Below are 18,573 nucleotides of genomic sequence, written 5' to 3'. Positions count from 1 at the left end.
CCGGGCGTGGGGTGTCCGAGGGGTGGCGTCCTGCGGCCCGCTCGGACGTCGGGTGCCGGGGACGGACGACGCCCGGGGAGCGCGAGGCTCCCCGGGCGTCGGGTGGTGCGTCGATCAGCCGCGCGCGCCCATGGCGTGCTCGACCGCGAGCTGGTTGAGGCGGACGAAGCCGTAGCCGTGCTTGGCGACACCCTCGACGTCGAAGTCCTCGAACGCGGAGCGGTCCGCGAGGAAGTCCTCGAGCGACTCGCCCTCGTTCAGCGTGGGCTTCGCGAGCTCGAAGACGCCGGCGGCCTCCATGGCCTCCTGGACCTCGGGGTCGGCGCGGAACGCCTGCGCCCGCTCCTTGAGGAGGATGTAGGTCGACATGTTGGCGGCGGCCGAGGCCCACACGCCGTCGAAGTCCTCGGTGCGCGAGGGCTTGTAGTCGAAGTGCACCGGGCCGGTGTACTTGGGGCCGCCGCTGGGGAAGCCGTTCTCGACCAGGTCGACCGTCGCGAACGCGGAGAACAGGTCGCCGTGGCCGAAGACCAGGTCCTGGTCGTACTTGATGCCGCGCTGGCCGTTGAGGTCGATGTGGAACAGCTTGTCCGCCCACAGCGCCTGCGCGAGGCCGGTCGTGTAGTTCAGGCCGGCCATCTGCTCGTGGCCCGTCTCCGGGTTGAGGCCGACGATGTCGCCGTGCTCGAGCTTGGCGATGAGGCCGAGCGCGTGCCCGATCGTCGGGAGCAGGATGTCGCCGCGGGGCTCGTTGGGCTTGGGCTCGATCGCGATGCGCAGGCCGTAGCCCTTCTCCTTGATGTACGCCGCGACGGTGTCGATGCCGTCGGCGTACGCCTGGTGCGCGGCGTACAGGTCCTTCGCGCTGTCGTACTCGGCGCCCTCGCGGCCGCCCCACATGACGAACGTGTCGGCGTCGAGCGAGGCCGCCAGGTCGACGTTGCGCAGGATCTTGCGCAGCGCGTAGCGGCGCACGCGACGGTCGTTGGACGTGAACGCGCCGTCCTTGAAGATGGGGTGCGTGAACGTGTTGGTCGTGACCATCTCGACCGTGATGCCGGTCTCGGCCAGCGCGCCGCGGAAGCGGTCGAGGATCTTCTCGCGCTCGGCGTCCGAGGAGCCGAACGGGACGACGTCGTCGTCGTGGAAGGTCACGTGCGAGGCGCCGAGCTCGGCGAGCTTGTGCACGGACTCGACCGGGTCGAGCCACGGGCGGGTGGCGGCACCGAACGGGTCCTGAGCGTTCCATCCGACGGTCCAGAGACCGAAGGAGAACCTGTCGTCAGGGGTGGGCTTGCGAACCATGGAGGCCTCCGCGTCGAGGGGGGACCGGGCGCGCGTCAGTCGAGCGACCGGGTTTTGTTCTCGGGATGAATTTATCCCCGGGAGTCGGTAGGGTCAAGCCATGCCGAGCAAGGACGACGGATCGGGCGCTGCCGCGCAGGCCGTCGTCGTCGCGGCTCCCGGGAGTGCCACCACTCTCGCCGACAACCCGCGGACGCGCGAGGGTCAGGCCGCCGAGCGCATGCCCGACCGCGGACGCGCGGCACGGCAGGCGCAGATGCGCGCCCACAACCTGTCCGTGACGCTCGCGCAGGTCGTCGACGCGCACACACCGCCTTCCCGGGCGCAGATCGCCGCGTCGACGGGGCTCGCGCGCGGCACGGTCACCGGGCTGGTCGACCTGCTCATCGAGGCCGGCATCGTCCGCGAGCTGGACCCGGTCGTCGTCGCGCGCGCCGGGCGCCCCGCCGTGCCGCTGGAGCCCACGCCCGGTCGCGTCGCGGGTGTCGGCATGGAGGTCAACGTCGACTACCTCGGGCTGCGGGCCGTCGACCTCGCGGGGGGTGTGCTCGTCGAGACGGTCGAGCGTGCCGACCTGCGCGGCAGCGAGCCCGACGCCGTGCTCGACCGACTCGCGAACCTCGCCGCACCGGTCCTGGCGTCGCTCGCCGCCGACGGTGTGCGCGTCGCCGGCACCGCGCTCGCGGTGCCCGGCCTCGTCGACCGCATCACCGGGCCGTTGCGCTACGCGCCGAACCTCGGGTGGCGCGACGTCGACGTCGTCGGCCGGCTCGCGGCGCACCCCGTCCTGGCCGACCTGCCGCCGCGCGTCGCCAACGAGGCGAACCTCGCCGCGCGCGCCGAGGCCCATGCGCGCCGCGGACGGGTCGCACCCTCGTTCCTGTACGTGTCGGGCGAGGTGGGCGTGGGTGGCGCGCTCGTGCTCGACGGCGAGATCTTCCTCGGCCGCCACGGCTGGAGCGGCGAGATCGGGCACGTCGTCGTCGACGGCGGCCCGGACGGCACGCGGCCCGTGTCGCTCGAGCAGCGCGCGGGTCAGGACGCCATCGCCCAGGCGGCCGGGCTGGCACCCGGCGCGCCGTTCGCGGACGTCGTCGCTGCCCTGGCTGCCGGTGACCCCCGCGCGCGGGACGCCGTGCGGGGTGCGGCACGGTGGCTCGGGCTGGCCGTCGCGACCGTCGCCAACGTGGTCGACGTCAGCGAGGTCGTGCTCGGCGGGACGTTCGGGCTCGTCTTCGACGAGGTGCAGGACGTCGTCCGCGAGGCGCTGGCCGACCGCGTGATCTTCGCCGACTGGTCCGCCCCGAGCGTCCGCCGCTCGGCCGCGGGGGACTACCCGGCGATGACGGGTGGCGCGCTCGCGGTCCTGCGCACGGTCGTCTCCGACCCGACCCCCTGGTTCGCGACCACCTCCTGACGTCCCGCCGTCGAGCCCGCACTTCGGCGGCTTCTGCGACGCCATGAGCCGCCGAAGTGCGTGTTCGGCGGGTTCGGGTTCGAGTGGTCGGGACGGGGTGGGGGGTCGTTGCGTAGGGTCCTGGCGTGAGCGCTGCGACAGACCTGTGGATCGGCACGTTTCCGCACGCCGGCATCGGCACCACGGCCGGGCTCGGCGAGGGGGTGTGGCGCGTCGGCCTCGACGAGACGACCGGCGTGCTGGGCGAGCCGCGGCTGGTCGTCGAGACCCCGGCGCCGACGTTCGTCGCGACGCACCCGGGCGGCCGGTGGCTGTACGCGGCGGGGGAGAGCGACCCTGGGGCCGTGACGGCCTTCGAGGTCGACGACGACGGCGGCCTGACCGCGCGCGCCACGGTCACGTCCGGCGGCGTGGCGCCCTGCCACCTGCTCGTCGTCGACGACACGCTCTACGTCGCCAACTACGTCGACGGCGTCCTGGGCGTCGTGCCCCTGACGCCCGACGGCGCGTTCGCCCCCGACGTCGTCGCCTCCGGCAGACCGGCGCAGACGTTCGGCCACGCCGGCACGGGCCCGGACACCGATCGCCAGGAGGGGCCGCACGCCCACTTCGTCGCGCTGACGCCCGACGGCCGGCACGTCCTCGTCGCCGACCTCGGCACCGACGAGCTGCGGCGCTACGCGCGCCGCGTCGACGGCCTGCTCACGCCCGACGGCGTCGCCGCGACCCTCCCGCCCGGCACCGGCCCGCGGCACGTCGCCTTCGCGGCCGACGGCGCGAACCTGTACGTCGTCGGGGAGCTCGACGCGAGCGTCCACGTGCTGCTCTGGGACGCGGCGTCGGCCACCGGCACGGTGCTGCAGCGCGTCCCCGCGGTGCCCGAGGACCAGTCGGCCGACGGCGTGCGACGCTCGCCGTCGCACGTCCTGCTCGACGGCGACCGGCTCGTCCTGGGGGTGCGGGCGCTGGGCCTGCAGGGTCCCGACGTCCTGCGCGTGTTCGACGTGCACGCCGACGGCTCCCTCGGCGCCCCGCGGACGCAGCCCCTGAGCGGTCCGACGCCGCGCCACCTCGAGGTCGTGCACGGCTGGACGGTCGTCGCGCTGCAGGACGCGCACGCGCTCGTCGTGCACGACCCGCACGGCGCGCAGGTGTCCCGGGTGGAGCTGCCGTCACCGGCGTGCGTGGTCCAGGTGGCTCCGCGCTGACGCCCGTGGGCGTCGAGGCGACAGGCGCTCTTCGTCGTCGCGGGCGGCGCGCCGTGACCCGGCGCGACTTCCGGGTCGGTGTGGGCGTCGACGCGCAGCGCCGCCTGCTGCGCGTCGTCACGGCCGTTCCGCTGCACGGCTGGCGCGGTCGTGCCTACTTCGCCCCCGTCCGGCTCGCGCACCCCGTCGTGACGCAGGCGCTCGTCCGCGCGGCCGTGCGCCGGTCGGTCCCCCCGTGAGCCCGGGGTAGCGTCACGCCCGACGGTCACCGGACCGTCAGCACCCTTGGAGGAGTCCCGATGCCGCAGCCCGAGACGGACCGGCCGGCGGCAGGCCGCCCTTCGCTGACGACCGAGCAGGTGTGGCGCGCGCTGGCCCGCCAGCCGTTCATGGTGATCGCGATGGTCAACCGGCACGGGCGGGGCCGCAGCGTCGGCGTCACCCCCGCCGTGCACGGCGACGACCTGTGGTTCGCCGCGACGGAGACGGACTGGAAGGTGACCCACCTGCGGCACCAGCCGGAGGTCTCCGTCACGGTCCCGGTCCGCCGCGGCGGCCTGCTCGCGCTGGTCGCGCCGATCCCGCCCGCGACCGTCACCGTCCCCGCGACCGCGCAGGTGCTGCCGGTCGGCGACGCCCCGGACGACGTGCGCCGGCGCCTGCTGCGCGGGCTGACCGAGCCGGACGCCGAGCGCGGGGACGTCGTGATGGTGCGGCTCACGCCCCACGGCGACTTCGTGACCTACGGCCTCGGCGTCCCGCTGCGCGTCATGGCGGACACCGAGCGTGCGCGGGGTCGTGTCCCCGTCGCCCGGGGCTGAGCCCGTCCGCCGACCGCACGCGCCCCGACCGGCGCCTCGGTGCGGTGGCGCGCACGGCACCGTGCCGGGCGACAATGGTCCGGTGACCACCGACCGAGCGCCGCGCGTCGCCATGCTCTCGGTGCACACCTCCCCCCTCGACCAGCCCGGGACGGGCGATGCCGGGGGCATGAACGTGTATGTCCTGGAGCTCGCGCACGCGCTCGCGGCCCGCGGCGCGCGCGTCGAGGTGTTCACGCGTGCGACGCGGTCCGACTCCCCGGAGACGGTCGTGCTCGACGGCACCGACGCGCAGGGTCGCGCACTCACGGCCGACGACGCGCGCGAGGTCCTGCTCGCCGACGACGTGCCGCCCGGCGTCACGCCGCCCGTGCTCGTGCACCACGTGCCGGCAGGCCCCTTCGAGGCGCTCGACAAGAACGACCTGCCGGGCGTGCTGTGCGGCATGGCCGCCGGCGTCCTGCGGTCCGAGGCCGCGCGCCGCCCGGGGTGGTACGACGTCGTGCACTCGCACTACTGGCTGTCGGGGCAGGTCGGTGCGATCGCGGCGCAGCGGTGGGAGGTGCCGCTCGTGCACACGGCCCACACCCTCGCGAAGGTGAAGAACGCGAGCCTGGGGCCGGGGGACACCGCCGAGCCGAGCGTGCGCGTCGTGGGCGAGGAGCAGGTCGTCGCCGACGCCGACGCGCTGGTCGCCTCGACGCCCGTGGAGGCGCGCGAGCTGGTCGAGCTGTACGGGGCCGACCCGGCGCGGGTCCACGTCGTCGAGCCCGGGGTAGACCTCGACCGGTTCCGTCCGGGGCCGCCCGGGGCGCGTGACGAGGCACGTCGTCGGCTCGGGCTGCCGACCGACCGGCCCGTGGTGCTGTTCGCGGGCCGCGTCCAGCCGCTCAAGGCGCCCGACGTGCTGGTCCGCGCGATCGGTGCGCTGCGCGCGAGCGGCCGCCCGGTCCCGCTGCTGGTCGTGCTCGGTGGCCCGTCCGGGCGGTTGACCGCGGTGCGCGAGCTGCGTGCGCTGGCGGTGACCCTCGGTGTCGACGACGACGTCGTGGTCCGTCCCCCCGCGCCGCGCGACGAGCTCGTCGCCTGGTACCGCGCGGCCGACCTCGTGGCGATGCCGTCGCGCTCGGAGTCCTTCGGCCTCGTCGCCGTCGAGGCGCAGGCCAGCGGCACGCCGGTGATCGCGGCGGACGTCGGTGGCCTGCGGACCGTCGTCGACGACGACGTCTCCGGCCGCCTGGTGCCGGGCCACGACCCGGCCGACTGGGCCGACGTCATCGCGGACGCGCTCGCAGACGCACCGCGCCGCGCGCGCTGGTCGGTCGGCGCACGCCAGGTCGCGGAGCGCTACGCGTGGCCGACGGCCGCCGACCAGGTCCTCAAGGTCTACGAGATCGCGGCCGAGCCCACCCGCTGACCCCTACCCACCGTGGGGTCGTGAGAGTGCAATCCAGTCCCCCTCCGGGGCGTGAGAGTGCAATCCGGTCCCCCTCCGGGGCGTGAGAGTGCAATCCAGTCACAGCAGACACGCGCCGCGCCGGCGTCAGGGCGACTGGATTGCACTGTCACCACCTGGGGTGGGTGCTGGATTGCACTGTCACCACCTGGGGTGGGTGCTGGATTGCACTGTCACCACCTGGGGTGGGTGCTGGGTTGCACTGTCACCACCTGGGGTGGGTGCTGGGTTGCACTGTCACCACCTGGGGTGGGTGCTGGATTGCACTCTCACGAACTCTGGGGGGTGCGACCGGGGGACGGACGTCCCTGCGGGTCTTCCGGGGCTGCGGCAGGATGAGGGGCATGACCTACACCCTCGTGCTGCTCCGCCACGGCGAGAGCGAGTGGAACGCCAAGAACCTGTTCACCGGCTGGGTGGACGTGCCCCTGTCCGAGAAGGGCGTCGAGGAGGCCAAGCGTGGCGGCACGCTGCTGACCGACGCGGGCGTGCTGCCCGACGTCGTGCACACGTCGCTGCTGCGCCGCGCGATCACGACCGCGAACCTCGCGCTCGACGTCGCGGACCGCCACTGGATCCCCGTGAAGCGGTCGTGGCGCCTCAACGAGCGTCACTACGGCGCGCTGCAGGGCAAGAACAAGAAGGAGACGCTCGAGGAGTACGGCGAGGAGCAGTTCATGCTCTGGCGCCGCTCGTACGACGTCCCGCCGCCGGAGATCGAGCTCGGCTCCGAGTACTCGCAGGACGCCGACCCCCGCTACGCGGGTGAGCCGATCCCGCGCACCGAGGCCCTCGCGCAGGTCCTCGAGCGGGCGCTGCCGTACTGGGAGGCCGAGATCGTGCCCGACCTCAAGGCGCGCAAGGTCGTCCTGGTCGCCGCCCACGGCAACTCGATCCGCTCGATCGTCAAGTACCTCGACGACGTGGACGAGCAGACCATCGCCGGCATCAACATCCCCACGGGCATCCCGCTGCTGTACGAGCTGGACGAGGAGACCCTCAAGCCGGTCACGAAGGGCGGCATGTACCTCGACCCCGAGGCCGCCAAGGCCGCCATCGCGGCGGTCGCCAACCAGGGTCGCTGACCCGGGTCCCGACGCGACCACCACGACGAGAGGCGCCCGCCCCCTCCCCGGCACGGGCGCCTCTCGCGTGCACGGGACCACGACGGGCCCCGCGGTCCGGGTGTCAGCGTGCGCGCACCGCGCCGGGGTCGAGCGCGTCGGCCACGTCGCCCGTCACCAGGTAGACCATGCGCCGCGCCACGGACACGCCGTGGTCGCCGAACCGCTCGTAGTACCGCCCGAGCAGCGTGACGTCGACCGTCTCCTGCGCCGAGCGGTCCCACGGGCCGGACAGCATGGAGGCGAACGTGCTGGCGTGCAGCGCGTCCAGCAGGTCGTCGTCCTGCTGGATCGACTCGGCGAGGGCCATGTCCCGGGTGCGCAGCAGCGTGGTCACGCGCCGGGCGACGCGCACGGCGGCGTCCTGCATCTGCGTGAAGGTCGCCTCCATGCCCGTCGGCACGGCGACGACGGGGTAGCGGGCGCGCGTGACCTGGGCGACGTGCCGTGCGAGGTCGCCCATGCGCTCCAGCGACGCGCTCATGCGCAGCGCCGAGACGACGACGCGCAGGTCCGTCGCGACGGGCTGCTGCTGCGCGAGGAGGCGCACGCACCGGTCGTCGAGGTCCCGCTCGAGGGCGTCGATCGCCAGGTCGTCGGCGATGACGGACTCCGCGAGCTGGAGGTCGGCCGTCAGCAGCGCGGTGCCGGCGTTGCTCATGGCGTGCTCGACCCGGCCGCTCATCGCGACCAGGTCCTGGCCGAGCTGGGTGAGCTCGGCCTCGAAGATGTCCCGCATGTGCTCCCTCTCGTCGGTGTCGCGGCCGCCACGGTCGCACGCGCCGGTGAACGACTGCCGCCCGGCAGGTGAACACGTGGCGGCGGTTGGGCGTCCGGGCCTGACGGCGGCTCGGGGCGGCCGGGCGGGCGGCCTACTGTGGATGTCGTGGACTGGATCCTGGAGGCGGCGCCCCTGGTCGCGGGGCTGATCGGCGTGCTCGTCGGCGCCGTCGCGGTCGCTGCGTTCCGCTGGAGCGAGCGGGAGCAGCACACGGTGCCGCCGCAGGCCGAGCCCGAGCTCGAGGACGGCCTGGTGCGCACGCTCGCGGTGCTGCGCTCGGCCGCGGTCGTCCTCGACGCGGAGGACCGCGTGGTGCGGGCGAGCCCGCCCGCGTACGCGCTCGGCGTCGTCCGCGACGGGCAGCTGGTGCACGCCTCGATGCGTGACATGGTCGCCGACGTCCGCCGCGACGGCGTGATCCGCGACGAGGAGCTCGACGTGCCGCGGGGCCCCGTGGGCCCCTCGCGCCTGCTCCTGCAGGTGCGCGTCGCCCAGGTGACGCCGGACCACCTGCTGCTGCTCGCCGAGGACCTCACGCAGGCACGACGGCTCGAGGCCGTCCGCCGCGACTTCGTCGTCAACGTGTCGCACGAGCTCAAGACCCCCGTCGGCGCGTTGTCGCTGCTGGCCGAGACGGTCCAGGACGCGGCCGACGACCCGGAGGCGGTGCGCCGGTTCAGCGGGCGGATGCTCACCGAGGCCGCCCGGCTCTCGGCCCTCGTGCACGAGATCATCGAGCTGTCCCGCCTGCAGGTCGCGGGCGCCCTGGAGAACGCCGAGGAGGTCGCGGTCGACGACGTCGTCGCCGAGGCCGTCGACCGCGCGCGCACGGCCGCCGACGCGAAGGCGGTCCGGGTCGTGGCCGGCGGCGACCGTGGCGTCGTCGTGATCGGGGACCGCAACCTGCTGGTCACGGCCGTACGCAACCTTCTCGACAACGCGGTCGCGTACTCGCCGGACGGGACGCGGGTCAGCGTCGGCGTGCGGCGCCGGGGCGACCTGGTGGAGGTCGCGGTCGTCGACGAGGGCGTCGGCATCGCCGAGGCCGACCAGGAACGCGTCTTCGAGCGGTTCTACCGCGTGGACCCCGCGCGCTCGCGCGACACCGGCGGGACGGGCCTGGGCCTGTCGATCGTCAAGCACGTCGCGGGCGACCACGGCGGCGACGTGTCGGTGTGGTCGCAGCCGGGCCGCGGGTCCACGTTCACCCTGCGCCTGCCCGTCGCCGCGCCCGCCGTCGACGCCGACGCGCCCACGTCCACGCCCCGGCCCGGCACCGCCACGACCCCCTCCAGGAGCGCCACGTGACCCGCATCCTTCTCGTCGAGGACGAGGAGTCCTACCGCGACCCGCTGTCCTACCAGCTCGGCCGCGAGGGCTACGACGTCGTGACGGCGGCGACCGGGCCCGAGGCGCTGGAGCAGTTCGCGCAGCACGGCGCGGACCTCGTCCTGCTCGACCTCATGCTGCCGGGCCTGCCCGGCACGGAGGTGTGCCGGCGCCTGCGGCTCGAGTCCGACGTCCCGGTGATCATGCTGACCGCCAAGGACGACGAGATCGACAAGGTCGTGGGCCTGGAGCTGGGCGCCGACGACTACGTGACCAAGCCGTACTCGTCGCGCGAGCTCCTCGCACGCATCCGGGCGGTCCTGCGCCGCAGGGACACCGGCGCGCGGACGGCCGACGCGGACGACGACGGGGTCCTGCAGGTCGGCGGCGTGCGGATGGACGTCGACCGGCACACCGTCCACGTGGACGGCGAGCTCGTGCCGTTCCCGCTCAAGGAGTTCGAGCTGCTGGAGATGCTGCTGCGCAACCCGGACCGGGTGCTGACGCGCGGGCAGCTCATCGACCGGGTGTGGGGATCGGACTACGTGGGGGACACCAAGACCCTGGACGTCCACGTCAAGCGCGTCCGCGCGAAGATCGAGCAGGACCCGTCCGCGCCGACGCTGCTGACGACCGTGCGGGGCCTGGGCTACAAGCTGTCCGACGGCACGGGGGAGTAGCGCGCGTCTGGTCGACGAGCGTTCACCCGGGGTTCACCCGGGGCCGCCGGTGCGGTCACCTGCCCCGCCTAGCGTCGGCGTCGGCCGCGCACCGACCGGTGCGCGCAGACGTGATGAGGACGGGACACAGTGAAGCTCACCCCCCACAGCCGTTTCGGTGCCGTCGCGCTCACCGGCGCGGTGGCGTTGGTGCTCGCCGCGTGCAGCTCCGGGTCGTCGGCGGAGCCCGGATCGACCGCCGGCAGCGCCGAGCTCAGCGGCTCGCTCGCGGCCGCCGGTGCGTCCTCGCAGGAGAAGGCGGTCGCCGGCTGGATCGCGGGTTTCAACGACACCCACCCCGACGTGGCCGTCAGCTACGACGCCGTGGGCTCGGGCGGGGGTCGCGAGCAGTTCCTCGCGGGCGCCGTGCAGCTCGCCGGGTCCGACGCCGCGCTCAAGGAGGACGAGCTCGCGACGGCCGCCGAGCGCTGCGAGGGCGGCGAGGCCGTCGAGCTGCCGCTGTACATCAGCCCGATCGCGGTGGTCTACAACCTGCCCGACGTCGACGCGGACCACGTGCAGCTGTCCGCCGCGACGATCGCGAAGATCTTCAACCGCGACATCACCACGTGGGACGACGCGGCGATCGCCGCGGAGAACCCCGGTGTCACGCTCCCGTCGATCGACATCATCCCCGTGAACCGCTCCGACGAGTCGGGCACCACGGAGAACTTCACCGAGTACCTCGAGGCCGCGTCGGACGGCGCCTGGCCCCACGAGGCCTCCGGTGACTGGCCGCTGTCCGGCGGGCAGTCGGGCCAGGGCACGCAGGGTGTCATCGACACGGTCTCGGGCGCCGAGGGCGCGATCGGCTACGCGGACGCGTCACGCGCCGGGGACCTGGGCACCGTCGCGCTCAAGGTCGGTGACGAGTACGTGCCGTTCTCGGCCGAGGCCGCAGCCGCGGTCGTCGACGCCTCGCCGCGTGCCGAGGGCGCGACGGACAAGCGTCTCGTCGTCGAGCTGGACCGGACCACGACCGAGGCCGGCACCTACCCGCTGGTCCTCATCTCGTACTCGATCGCGTGCTCGACGTACGCCGACGAGGCCGACGCGAACAACGTCAAGGCGTACCTCACCTACGTGGCGAGCGCCGAGGGCCAGGACCGCGCCGCCGACCCGGGCGTCGCGGGCTCCGCACCGATCTCCGACGCCCTGCGCGCCGAGGTCCAGGCCGCCATCGACTCGATTGCCGCGGGCTGACGACGACCGGACGACCGCACCACGCCGGGCCGTCCCGGGTCGGGCACGACGCCCACCCCGGGACGGCACGCGCGGTGCCCCCACCCTCCCCGACCGACGGAGCAGCAGTGGCTGTCACCACCACCCCACCCCCGCGAGGCGGCGCGTCCGCGCGTCCCTCGTCCGACGCCGCGGACCCGCCGGGCGCCGCCGCACGCGCCGCCTCGACCGGACGGCTGGCCGGGCGCGTCTTCGCCGGCCTGTCGACCGGCGCCGGCCTGCTCATCCTCGTGACGCTCGCCGCGGTCGCGGTCTTCCTCGTGCTGCGCGCGTGGCCGGCACTGACCGCCTCCCGGGAGGACCTCGAGGCCATCTCGTGGTTCCACGGCGGCTCGGTCGCGCAGTACGTGGGCCCGCTGATCTTCGGGACGCTGCTCGCCTCCCTGCTGGCGCTGGCGCTCGCGGTGCCCGTGTCGATCGGCATCGCGCTGTTCATCTCGCACTACGCGCCGCGCCGCCTCGCGAGCGGCCTCGGCTACCTGATCGACCTGCTGGCGGCCATCCCCTCGGTCGTCTACGGCCTGTGGGGAGCGCTGTGGCTGATCGGGCGGCTCGACCCCGTGTTCACGTGGCTGTCGTCGAACCTCGGCTTCATCCCGCTGTTCGCGGACTACCAGGCGCCGGCCAAGAACATCATGTCGGCGTCGGTGGTGCTCGCGGTGATGATCCTGCCGATCATCACCGCCGTCTCGCGCGAGGTGTTCCTGCAGACCCCGCGGCTGCACGAGGAGGCGTCGCTCGCCCTCGGCGCGACCCGCTGGGAGATGGTCCGCCAGGCCGTCCTGCCCTTCGGCCGTTCGGGCGTCATCAGCGCCTCGATGCTCGGCCTGGGGCGCGCGCTGGGGGAGACGATGGCCGTGCTCATGGTCATCTCGCCCGGGTTCCTGTTCTCGTTCTTCCTGCTGAAGCCCGGCCAGCAGCAGACCATCGCCGCGAACATCGCGTCCAAGTTCCCCGAGGCCAGCGGCCTGAGCGTGAGCGCGCTCATCGCGACGGGCCTCGCGCTGTTCGTCATCACGTTCGCGGTCAACTTCGCGGCGCGGTGGGTCATCGCGCGGCGCGCCGAGTTCTCGGGAGCCAACTGATGACCCACGCCACCGCCCCCGCGCGCACCGCGGGCCTGCTCACCGACGATGCGTACCGTCGCCTGCCGTCGTGGAGCCCGTGGGCGTTCGCGGGCGGCTCGCTCGCGACGGCGCTGCTCGTGCTGGTGACCGCCGGCGCGGCGTCGCCGACGAGCGTGGTCGTGCTCGGTGCCGTGCTGTTCGTGCTGTCGTCGAGCATCACGTCCCGCGTCGTCGAGGGGCCCCGGCGGGCCGCGGACCGCCTGGCGACGACCCTGGTGACCGGCGCCTTCCTGCTCGCCCTGGTGCCGCTGGTGTCGCTCGTCGTGCTCGTCGTCACGCGGGGCGCGTCGTCGTTCGGCTGGACGTTCCTGACGACCGACATGGTCGGCGTCTTCGGTGAGATGACGTCCGGCGGCATCGCCCACGCGCTCGTCGGGACGCTCCTGGTCACGCTCGCCGCGGCGGTCATCTCCGTGCCGGTCGGGCTGCTCACGGCCATCTACCTCGTGGAGTACGGCCGCGGTCCGCTGGCGCGCGGCATCACGCTGCTCGTCGACGTCATGACGGGCATCCCGTCGATCGTCGCGGGGCTGTTCGCGTTCGCGCTGTTCACGCTGGTCATGGGCCCGGCGTACCGCGCGGGGATCATGGGCGCCGTCGCGCTGGCCCTGCTGATGACGCCCGTCGTCATCCGCTCGGTCGAGGAGATGCTGCGGCTCGTGCCCAACGAGCTGCGTGAGGCGTCGTACGCGCTGGGTGTGCCGAAGTGGCTGACGATCGTCAAGGTCGTGCTGCGGACCTCGGCCGCCGGCATCGTCACGGGCGTCATGCTCGCGGTCGCGCGCGTCATCGGCGAGACCGCGCCCCTGCTGCTCACGGTCGGCCTGGTCGCGCAGACCAACACCGACCTCTTCGACGGGCGCATGGCCACGCTGCCCGTGTTCGCGTACCGCCAGTACGAGCAGGGCGGCACCGGCATCGACCGGGCCTGGGCCGCCGCGCTCACGCTGATCCTGCTCGTCATGCTCCTCAACCTCGTGGCCCGGCTCGTCAGCCGCTGGTTCGCCCCGAAGGGCGCCCGCTGACGCGGGCCGCACCGACCCCAGGAAGGACCCCCATGTCCAATCGGATCGACGTCTCGGACCTCGACGTCTACTACGGCGACTTCCTCGCCGTGCAGGGCGTCAACATGACCATCGAGGCGCGGCAGGCCACGGCGCTCATCGGCCCGTCGGGCTGCGGCAAGTCGACGTTCCTGCGCACCCTCAACCGCATGCACGAGGTCATCCCCGGTGCCCGCGTCCAGGGCAAGGCCCTCATGGACGGTCAGGACCTGTACGGCGCGGACGTCGACCCGGTGACGGTCCGGCGTCTGGTCGGCATGGTGTTCCAGCGGCCCAACCCGTTCCCGACGATGTCGATCGCGGACAACGTGCTCGCGGGTGTGCGCCTGAACAACCGCCGCATGTCGAAGGGTGACCAGCAGGAGCTCGTCGAGCGCTCCCTGCGCGGCGCGAACCTGTGGAACGAGGTCAAGGACCGCCTGGCGCGGCCCGGGTCGAGCCTGTCCGGCGGGCAGCAGCAGCGGCTGTGCATCGCGCGCGCGATCGCGGTGAAGCCGCAGGTCCTGCTCATGGACGAGCCGTGCTCGGCGCTCGACCCGATCTCGACGCTCGCGATCGAGGACCTCATCGCCGAGCTCAAGAGCGAGTACACGATCGTGATCGTCACGCACAACATGCAGCAGGCCGCCCGGGTCTCGGACCGCACGGCGTTCTTCAACATCGCAGGCACCGGCAAGCCGGGCCGGCTCATCGAGATGGACGACACCTCGACGATGTTCTCCTCGCCGCGCGAGCAGGCCACGGAGGACTACATCTCGGGTCGCTTCGGCTGACGCACCCGCGCACCGACGCACGAGGGGCCGACCACCGGGCGGTGGTCGGCCCCTCGTGCGCGACGGCTCGCTGACGGGCGGGTGCTACTCGCCCTGCTCCTGCTCCTGCTCCTGCGGCTCGGAGGCGTCCTGGGTGGTGTCGTCGGTCGGGGTCGCGCCCGGCGTCTCGATCGCCTCGAGGACAGCCGCGTACTCGGGCAGGGCGCCGTCGAGCACGGGGATGCGCACCTCGACGGTGCCGCCGCTGGAGGTGGTGACCGTGAGCCTGGTCAGCCCGCCGGGGGCGGTGTCGACGGCGGCCAGCGGGACGTCCTGCGTCGTGTAGCGCGGCGGGGCGTCGCTGACGCCCAGCAGCACCGTGCCGCCGCCGCCGACGCTGACGCGCACCGGCTCCGCGTCGCCGACCGCGAGCGTCACGTCCTCGTCGTCCGACGAGCCGTTGGCGAGTGCGCCGGTGAGGACGCCAGGTGCGCCCTTCTCGGCCGTCACGACCAGCATGTTGAGCACGCGGACGTCGCCCACGGTGGTGCCGGCGCCGTCGGAGGCCTCGTAGTCCCAGCTCGTCGTGATCGGGTTGGTCGCCGAGCAGCCGGTCAGGGCGAGGGCGGCGGCGGCGACCAGGCCGGCGACGGCGGCCCGGGCGGGGCGGGGGCGGAGGCGGGTCACGAGGGCTCCTGCTGGTCTCGCGCGCGGAGGCGGCGGGTGCGGGTGGGCGGGCTGCCCGGGTCCGGGCCGACGGCGGCGGCCGGACACAGGCAGGTCGCGACCACCCTACCGTCGGGCCGCCGGGTCGAGGGCGTGACCGGTGCTCCAGCGGGTCGTCGGCTCCGCTCGACCCCGCGCTGACCAGCGCGGACACCGTCCCGGCCACGGAATCCGCACGAAGCGGGCGTGATACCATACACGTCTGCGAAAGGGGACACCGACAGATGACTTTCACTGTTGGGGAGACCGTCGTCTACCCGCACCACGGTGCAGCCAAGATCGAAGAGATCAAGAGCCGGACCATCCGGGGCGAGGAGAAGCTCTACCTCAAGCTCAAGGTCGCGCACGGCGACCTGACGATCGAGGTGCCGGCGGAGAACGTCGATCTCGTGGGTGTCCGTGACGTCGTGGGCCAGGAAGGGCTCGACCGCGTGTTCGAGGTGCTGCGCGCCCCGTACACGGAGGAGCCGACCAACTGGTCGCGACGCTACAAGGCCAACCTCGAGAAGCTGCAGTCCGGCGACGTCATCAAGGTGGCGGAGGTCGTGCGCGACCTCTCCCGCCGTGACGCCGACCGCGGTCTGTCCGCCGGCGAGAAGCGGATGCTCGCCAAGGCCCGTCAGATCCTGGTCTCGGAGCTCGCGCTCGCCGAGAAGACCGAGGAGGACAAGGCCGAGGCCATCCTCGACGAGGTCCTCGCGTCCTGATCCGCACGCGACGGTCCGGGTGCACGGCGCCCGGGCCGTCTGCTGTGTCGGGTGAGCGTCCGGGAGCCGCACGGTGCACGATGCGCACATGACGATCGCCGCAGTCCTCACGGCCGCCGGGAGCGGGTCGCGCCTCGGGCTCGACCTGCCCAAGGCGGTCGTGCCCGTCGCAGGGGAGCCGCTGGTCGTGCACGCGGCCCGCGCGCTGCTCGCCGCCCGCGCGGCCGACGGTTCCGCCGTCAGCCAGCTCGTCGTCACCGCCCCTGCCGCTCACCTCGACGAGGTGGCCGCACTCGTCGGCGGTGTCGTCGACGCGGTGGCGTCGGACGTGCGGCTGGACGTCGTCGGGGGTGGACGCACCCGGCAGGAGTCCGTCGCCGCGGGCCTGGCCGAGCTGGTCGACGAGGTCGACGTGGTCCTCGTGCACGACGCCGCACGTCCCTTCGTCCCGCCGGAGCTCGTCGCCCGCGTCGTGGACGCCGTGCGTGCGGGCCACCCCGCGGTCGTGCCAGGGCTGCCCGTCGTCGACACGGTGAAGCGTGTCGGGCGGGGCGACGCCACCGGGCGGCCCGTCCTCGAGACGGTGCCGCGCGCCGACCTGGTCGCGGTCCAGACGCCGCAGGGCTTCGCCCGGGACGTCCTCGAGCGGGCGCACGCGGTGGGGTCGGGGCTCGGCTCGCACGAGGCGACGGCGGCCTCGGACGACGCCGGGCTGGTCGAGGCGGCGGGCGTGCCGGTCTGGGTGGTGCCCGGTGACGAGCGGGCCGCCAAGGTGACGACGGCCCGCGACCTGCTCGTCGCCCACGCCCTGACGACGGGAGCCCTCGCGTGAACGTGCGGACCGGCATCGGCATCGACGTGCACGCCTACGACCCCGACCCCGCACCCGACGCCGTGCTGCACCTCGCGGGCCTGGAGTGGCCCGGCGAGCGACCCCTGGCGGGTCACTCCGACGCGGACGTCGCGGCGCACGCCGCGGCCGACGCGCTGCTGTCCGCGGCGGGCCTGGGCGACCTCGGCCTGCAGTTCGGCACCGACGACCCGCGCTGGGCCGGTGCGTCCGGCGCCGCGCTGCTCGCCGAGGCCGCACGCCGGGTCCGGGCGGTGGGGTTCACGATCGGCAACGTCGCGGTGCAGGTCGTCGGCAACCGCCCCAAGCTGGGGCCGCGGCGCGTCGAGGCGCAGGCGATCATGTCCATGGCCTGCGGTGCGACCGTCACGGTCAGTGCGACGACGACCGACGGGCTGGGCCTGACCGGTCGTGGCGAGGGCGTCGCGGCCATCGCGACCGCACTGATCACGCTCGACACCGTCTGACCCGCCCGCCGCTGCCCGCCGGCTCAGGTGACGCTCGCCACCGCAGCGGGGTCCGTGGTCGGCCCCGTGGGGCCGTGGTGGCCGGGTGCGTCCACGCGTGCTGGGCCGGGTCGCGTGCCACCCCTGTGGGGCGTGCGGAGCGCAGAGAGCGGTCCCGGACGCACGTGTCAGGATGTGGGCAGGGCGCCACTCGCCCGGGTGAACTGTCGGAACCGATTCCGAAAGTGACGAGGTCGAGGGCTCCCGAGGCGTCGCGATCCGGACGAATCGCCGGTACCGTCCGTCCACGTGACTGCGCCACCCACCGACAGCGAACGCGCTCCCACGCGCGACGCGCCGACGCCTGCGACGGGCCCGACCGGCCTGCCGCAGCGTGCGCGGACCCTGCCCGTCCGGCCTCGCAACCGGGTGGCGCTGGAGACGCTGGAGGCCACGTTCGCCGGCCTGCAGCAGGTCGACGAGAGCGCACGCCCCACCGCGCCGCTCGACCCCCCGGCCGACCTGTGGCCGCCGGTGACCGGCAGCCACCCGCGCGTCACGGGGAGCCAGCCGCGCGTCACCCGGTGACCAGCACCAGCTTGCCTCCCGCGTGACCCTCGCGGCTGCGCCGGTGGGCGGCAGCCGCCTCCTCGAGCGGGTACGTGCCCGTGACCAGCACGTCCAGCGAGCCGTCGGCCGCGAGGGCCGTGAGCTGGCTGCGTGCGGCGTCCCGGATGTCGACGCCGGGATCGGCTCCTGCCCCGTGGCCCAGGCCGAGGATCCCGAGCTCGGCCGCACGGTCGAGGGCGACGAGCGTCGCGACGCGGCGCCGGTCCGTCACCAGCGTCACCGACGTGTCCAGCGCCTCCGGTGTGCCGACCGCGTCGATCGCGACGGTCACGCGGCCGATCGTCGCCTCGAGGTCACGGACCCGGCCGAGGAGGCCCGGTCCGTAGTCGACGGGCTCGGCCCCGAAACGCCGCAGGCAGTCGTGCCACCGGGGTGACGCCGTCGCGATCACCCGCGCCCCTCGCAGCACCGCGAGCTGCACGGCCATGCGCCCGACACCCCCCGACGCCCCGTGGACCAGCACGACGTCCTCGTCCGCCACGCCGGTCGCGGCCACGGCGTGCGCCGCGGCGACGCCGGACCCGAGGAGCCCCGCCGCCTGCACGGCACCGAGCTGGTCGGGCCGTCGCACCAGCACCCGCTGCGGCGCCGTCACCACGTCGGCGTACCCGCCGGTGACGGGCCAGGCGACGACCTCGTCGCCCGGCGAGTACCAGCGCACGCCCGGTCCCACCGCCTGCACGACGCCCGCGACCTCGAGCCCGAGGCGGACGGGCGGCCGGCCGCCCGCACCGGGCGCGTACGACTTCCAGTCCCACGGGTTGACGCCCGCGGCCTCGACACGGACCTGGACCTCGCCGGGCCCCGGCTCCGGTGCCCGGACCTCCAGGACCCGCAGCACCTCCGGCCCGCCGAGAGCGCTTGCCACG

General features: G+C 74.1%; 20 protein-coding genes. 16 read left to right on the top strand and 4 right to left on the bottom strand.

Features of this window, described 5'->3' with window-relative positions; genetic code table 11:
• Window positions 1-114: 114 nt before the first annotated feature.
• A complete protein-coding gene (xylA, locus tag IR158_RS16010; RefSeq protein WP_291814522.1) occupies window positions 115-1,305 on the bottom strand; it encodes a xylose isomerase in 1,191 nt (396 codons plus the stop codon).
• Between the two features lie 100 nt (window positions 1,306-1,405).
• Between xylA and IR158_RS16005 the strand changes: the two genes are divergently transcribed.
• The 6 genes from IR158_RS16005 (at window position 1,406) to IR158_RS15980 (ending at window position 7,292) form a co-directional block, all read left to right on the top strand.
• Window positions 1,406-2,722: an ROK family protein gene (locus IR158_RS16005; RefSeq protein WP_291814519.1), complete on the top strand. Its 1,317-nt coding sequence runs from the start codon at window positions 1,406-1,408 to the stop codon at window positions 2,720-2,722.
• Window positions 2,723-2,847: 125 nt separating this feature from the next.
• The gene (locus IR158_RS16000; protein WP_291814518.1) at window positions 2,848-3,930 is read left to right on the top strand and encodes a beta-propeller fold lactonase family protein; all 1,083 of its coding nucleotides are present in this window, start codon (window positions 2,848-2,850) and stop codon (window positions 3,928-3,930) included.
• A gap of 53 nt (window positions 3,931-3,983) precedes the next feature.
• On the top strand, window positions 3,984-4,169 hold the full coding sequence (locus IR158_RS15995; protein WP_291814516.1) for a DUF2867 domain-containing protein: 186 nt from the start codon (window positions 3,984-3,986) through the stop codon (window positions 4,167-4,169).
• 60 nt (window positions 4,170-4,229) lie between these two features.
• Window positions 4,230-4,751, top strand: a complete 522-nt coding sequence (locus tag IR158_RS15990; protein WP_291814514.1) for a pyridoxamine 5'-phosphate oxidase family protein — start codon at window positions 4,230-4,232, stop codon at window positions 4,749-4,751.
• A gap of 82 nt (window positions 4,752-4,833) precedes the next feature.
• Window positions 4,834-6,168, top strand: coding sequence for a glycosyltransferase (locus tag IR158_RS15985; RefSeq protein ID WP_291814513.1), 1,335 nt, complete (start codon window positions 4,834-4,836; stop codon window positions 6,166-6,168).
• A gap of 383 nt (window positions 6,169-6,551) precedes the next feature.
• Entirely contained in the window at window positions 6,552-7,292 is a 741-nt protein-coding gene (locus IR158_RS15980; protein WP_291814511.1) for a phosphoglyceromutase, read from the top strand.
• Window positions 7,293-7,395: 103 nt separating this feature from the next.
• On the opposite strand, the gene phoU is transcribed toward IR158_RS15980, so the two are convergent.
• Window positions 7,396-8,070 carry a phosphate signaling complex protein PhoU gene (gene phoU, locus IR158_RS15975; RefSeq protein WP_291814510.1) on the bottom strand — a complete coding sequence of 225 codons (675 nt, stop codon included), beginning with the start codon at window positions 8,068-8,070 and terminating at the stop codon, window positions 7,396-7,398.
• A gap of 147 nt (window positions 8,071-8,217) precedes the next feature.
• Here phoU and IR158_RS15970 point away from each other — a divergent pair, with 147 nt between their 5' ends.
• From IR158_RS15970 to pstB, 6 genes are all read left to right on the top strand, one after another.
• Complete coding sequence (locus IR158_RS15970; RefSeq protein ID WP_291814508.1) at window positions 8,218-9,420, top strand: ATP-binding protein; 1,203 nt, start codon at window positions 8,218-8,220, stop codon at window positions 9,418-9,420.
• Window positions 9,417-10,121 carry a response regulator transcription factor gene (locus tag IR158_RS15965; protein ID WP_291814507.1) on the top strand — a complete coding sequence of 235 codons (705 nt, stop codon included), beginning with the start codon at window positions 9,417-9,419 and terminating at the stop codon, window positions 10,119-10,121. Before IR158_RS15970 ends, IR158_RS15965 begins: the two co-directional genes overlap by 4 nt.
• Before the next feature lie 129 nt (window positions 10,122-10,250).
• Window positions 10,251-11,363, top strand: a complete 1,113-nt coding sequence (gene pstS / locus IR158_RS15960) for a phosphate ABC transporter substrate-binding protein PstS (protein ID WP_291814505.1) — start codon at window positions 10,251-10,253, stop codon at window positions 11,361-11,363.
• A 107-nt stretch (window positions 11,364-11,470) separates the two neighbouring features.
• The gene (pstC, locus tag IR158_RS15955) at window positions 11,471-12,487 is read left to right on the top strand and encodes a phosphate ABC transporter permease subunit PstC (protein WP_291814503.1); all 1,017 of its coding nucleotides are present in this window, start codon (window positions 11,471-11,473) and stop codon (window positions 12,485-12,487) included.
• A complete protein-coding gene (pstA, locus tag IR158_RS15950; RefSeq protein WP_291814502.1) occupies window positions 12,487-13,554 on the top strand; it encodes a phosphate ABC transporter permease PstA in 1,068 nt (355 codons plus the stop codon). Before pstC ends, pstA begins: the two co-directional genes overlap by 1 nt.
• A 32-nt stretch (window positions 13,555-13,586) precedes the next feature.
• A complete protein-coding gene (gene pstB, locus IR158_RS15945; protein WP_291814500.1) occupies window positions 13,587-14,366 on the top strand; it encodes a phosphate ABC transporter ATP-binding protein PstB in 780 nt (259 codons plus the stop codon).
• Window positions 14,367-14,450: 84 nt separating this feature from the next.
• Here pstB and IR158_RS15940 read toward each other — a convergent pair whose 3' ends face one another.
• Window positions 14,451-15,032, bottom strand: coding sequence for a hypothetical protein (locus IR158_RS15940; RefSeq protein WP_291814497.1), 582 nt, complete (start codon window positions 15,030-15,032; stop codon window positions 14,451-14,453).
• Window positions 15,033-15,295: 263 nt separating this feature from the next.
• Between IR158_RS15940 and IR158_RS15935 the strand changes: the two genes are divergently transcribed.
• From IR158_RS15935 to IR158_RS15920, 4 genes are all read left to right on the top strand, one after another.
• The gene (locus IR158_RS15935) at window positions 15,296-15,778 is read left to right on the top strand and encodes a CarD family transcriptional regulator (RefSeq protein WP_191780330.1); all 483 of its coding nucleotides are present in this window, start codon (window positions 15,296-15,298) and stop codon (window positions 15,776-15,778) included.
• A gap of 88 nt (window positions 15,779-15,866) precedes the next feature.
• Window positions 15,867-16,610: a 2-C-methyl-D-erythritol 4-phosphate cytidylyltransferase gene (gene ispD, locus IR158_RS15930; RefSeq protein WP_291814491.1), complete on the top strand. Its 744-nt coding sequence runs from the start codon at window positions 15,867-15,869 to the stop codon at window positions 16,608-16,610.
• On the top strand, window positions 16,607-17,095 hold the full coding sequence (gene ispF, locus IR158_RS15925) for a 2-C-methyl-D-erythritol 2,4-cyclodiphosphate synthase (protein ID WP_291814489.1): 489 nt from the start codon (window positions 16,607-16,609) through the stop codon (window positions 17,093-17,095). Before ispD ends, ispF begins: the two co-directional genes overlap by 4 nt.
• Window positions 17,096-17,383: 288 nt before the next feature.
• On the top strand, window positions 17,384-17,662 hold the full coding sequence (locus tag IR158_RS15920) for a hypothetical protein (RefSeq protein WP_291814487.1): 279 nt from the start codon (window positions 17,384-17,386) through the stop codon (window positions 17,660-17,662).
• On the opposite strand, the gene IR158_RS15915 is transcribed toward IR158_RS15920, so the two are convergent.
• On the bottom strand, window positions 17,652-18,572 hold the full coding sequence (locus tag IR158_RS15915; RefSeq protein ID WP_291814485.1) for an NADP-dependent oxidoreductase: 921 nt from the start codon (window positions 18,570-18,572) through the stop codon (window positions 17,652-17,654). The two genes, IR158_RS15920 and IR158_RS15915, sit on opposite strands and share 11 nt — an antisense overlap.
• Window position 18,573: the final 1 nt, after the last annotated feature.

Source organism: Cellulomonas sp. (assembly GCF_015234515.1).
In the GTDB taxonomy this organism is placed as follows: domain Bacteria; phylum Actinomycetota; class Actinomycetes; order Actinomycetales; family Cellulomonadaceae; genus Cellulomonas.
This window is presented reverse-complemented; position numbering and strand designations above follow the sequence as displayed.